Below are 2797 nucleotides of genomic sequence, written 5' to 3' on the forward strand. Positions count from 1 at the left end.
GTACGGGCGGCGTGGGTGGCCCCCAACCGGTGGCGCTCGGACCACCGCCGGTCAGTGACGGATAGTCGGAAGGCGAGGGCGGCACGGCCGAGTAGCCGGTCCCCGGTCCCACCTGACCCGACCCGGGCTGTCCGTGCGGTGCGGGCGCGGAATGGTGGGGTGTGGGCGGCACGACGGGTGGCGCCGCAGGCGGCGCACCCCATGCCGGTGCCCCGAAGCCTTCGATCTGATCGGGTGGCCAGAGTGGTTCGATGTCCCGTTCCGGCACCCCGTGCTGACCGGGCGCGTGCGCCCGGTCGCCGTTCTCGTCCACCACGGTTCCTCCCCCAGTCCTCCTGCCGAGGATAGGCCCACCGGCCGATCCGGACCGTCGATGGCGGTCGCGGTCAGATCGTCCAGACCGCCCAGGCACCCGGCTCGGTCCACCAGGAGCGTTTGCGCGTCAACTGCCCTTCTACCCCGTCGTCGAGGTACGGCAACGGAACCTCGTCGCGGGGCAGCACCGACACCGCCCGGCCACGGGTCCGCCGCACCTCCAGGCGTACCCGGCGACGGCCCCACCGGGACCGGGTGACCACCGGCACGGCCACCGCCACCTCGACCAGCCCGTCGGTCGGGTCGGCATCGGCGAGCAGCGCGACGTCATCGAGCCGGGCGTACCCGCCGGCGTTGCCGATGGCGCAGGCCAGCAGCGGGTCGTCGCCGTGGGACAGCACGGCGTCGTCGACCTCCACCCGGCCGCGCCAGTGCAACGGACGCCCGTCGTCGGCGGCGGCACCGAGCAGCGCGCCGTCGAGCGTCACCGAACCGCCGTCGTTGCGCAGCAGGTCGAGCCGGCGGGCCGTGCCGTCGAGCACCGCGGCGGCCACCGCGGTCGGGTCACGCGGCAGCCCGAGCTGCGCGGCGAGGTCACGGTGCGTGGTGCTGCGCGCCGGATCGAGCGGCAGTACGCCCACCGGCGGCAGGTCCGGCACGGTCCGGTTGCCGGCCAGGTCCGCCGGTCGACGACTGGGCGGTGGCGCGTACCGCCGGACCAGCCGGCGCAGCACGGCGCGCAACTGTGCGTCGCCGGCGATAGCGACCACGAGCCGGGTCTTGGCGTCCGGATCCGGCCAGGTCAGGCCGTCGGGCCGGGGTGGGCCGTCGAGCCGGGCCAACACCTCGTCGATCTCGGCGTCCGACCGGGCGGTCACCATCTCGACCCGCGCGCCCCGTGCGGTCAGGGCGTCAGCGCAGGCCAACACGGGTACGCGTGGCGTCTCGCAGCGTTCCTCCCGAGCCTGGGCAGCGTCCGTCGCAGCACCGCAGCAGGCTCCGCCGCTGCCGCACCCGGCCCCCGGGGCGTCCCGATCCGAGCCGAGGGTGAGCAGCACCACGTCGTACACGGGTAGGGCTCCTCCTGCCTATCGGCGCGACCCCTGCCGGTCGTGCCGTCACTACTTGTTAACCTGACACCCCGGGCTCGCTGACCGGTCGCCGCCTGGCACCCGAGCCTTCTGGAGGCGAGAAGATGCCAGCGATCGTGCTCATCGGCGCTCAGTGGGGCGACGAGGGCAAGGGCAAGGTTACCGACCAGCTGGGTGAGCGGGTCGACTACGTCGTCCGCTACTCGGGTGGCAACAACGCCGGCCACACGGTGATCACCCCCGACGGGCAGAAGTACGCCCTGCACCTGATGCCGTCGGGCGCACTCTCCCCGAACGCGGTGATCGTCATCGGCAACGGTGTGGTGGTCGACCCGAAGGTGCTGCTCAGCGAGATCGACGGGCTCGCCGAGCGCGGGGTCGACGTCTCCCGGCTGCGGATCTCCGGCGACGCGCACCTGATCATGCCGCACCACCGGGCGCTGGACCGGGTGGTCGAGCGCTACCTGGGCAGCTCGCGGATCGGCACCACCGGCCGGGGCATCGGCCCGGCGTACGGCGACAAGGTCGCCCGGATGGGGATCCGGGTGCAGGACCTGCTCGACCCGGGCATCCTGCGCAAGAAGCTGGAACTCGCGCTGCGCGAGAAGAACCAGGTGCTGTTCAAGGTCTACAACCGCAAGGCGATGGACGTCGACGCCACCATCGAGGAGTACCTGGAGTACGCCGAGCGGCTGCGGCCGTACATCGCGGAGACCCGGGCGATGCTCTGGGACGCCCTGGACCGCGGCGACACCGTGCTGCTGGAGGGCGCCCAGGCCACCATGCTCGACATGGACCACGGCACATACCCCTTCGTCACCTCGTCGAACCCGACGGCCGGCGGGGCGTGTGTGGGCGCGGGCATCCCGCCGACCGCGATCACGAAGGTGATCGCGGTGAGCAAGGCGTACACCACCCGGGTCGGCTCGGGCCCGTTCCCCACCGAGTTGTTCGACGACAACGGCCAGCACCTGCGCAAGGTCGGCCACGAGTACGGCACCACGACCGGCCGGGAACGCCGGTGCGGCTGGTTCGACGCGGTGGTGGCCCGGTACGCCTGCCGCCTCAACGGCGTCACCGACCTCGTGATCACGAAACTGGACGTGCTCACCGGCCTGTCGAAGGTGCCGATCTGCGTCGGGTACGAGATCAACGGCAAGCGCGTCGACGACATGCCGATGACCCAGACCGACTTCCACCACGCCACGCCCATCTACGAGGAGCACGACGGCTGGTGGGAAGACATCACCAAGGCCAGAACCGAGGCTGAGTTGCCGGAGAACGCCCGCCGCTACATTGCCCGCATCGAACAACTCTGCAGCACCCGGGTCAGCGTGGTAGGCGTAGGCCCCGGCCGCGAAGAAAACGTAACCCGCCACCCCCTCCTCCCC

The 2797-nt window shown here is 71.9% G+C and carries 2 protein-coding genes and 1 pseudogene; 1 reads left to right on the forward strand and 2 read right to left on the reverse strand.

Annotated elements, in window-relative coordinates; translation table 11 throughout:
• Window positions 1-316: pseudogene (locus C1I93_RS32130) on the reverse strand (chromosome partitioning protein); the annotation flags it as partial.
• 70 nt (window positions 317-386) lie between these two features.
• On the reverse strand, window positions 387-1385 hold the full coding sequence (locus tag C1I93_RS30005) for a diacylglycerol kinase family protein (RefSeq protein WP_111246603.1): 999 nt from the start codon (window positions 1383-1385) through the stop codon (window positions 387-389).
• 125 nt (window positions 1386-1510) lie between these two features.
• Between C1I93_RS30005 and C1I93_RS30010 the strand changes: the two genes are divergently transcribed.
• On the forward strand, window positions 1511-2797 hold a 1287-nt coding region (locus C1I93_RS30010), incomplete at its 3' end, for an adenylosuccinate synthase (RefSeq protein WP_111246604.1).

This window comes from Micromonospora endophytica (assembly GCF_003236305.1).
In the GTDB taxonomy this organism is placed as follows: Bacteria; Actinomycetota; Actinomycetes; order Mycobacteriales; family Micromonosporaceae; genus Micromonospora; species Micromonospora endophytica.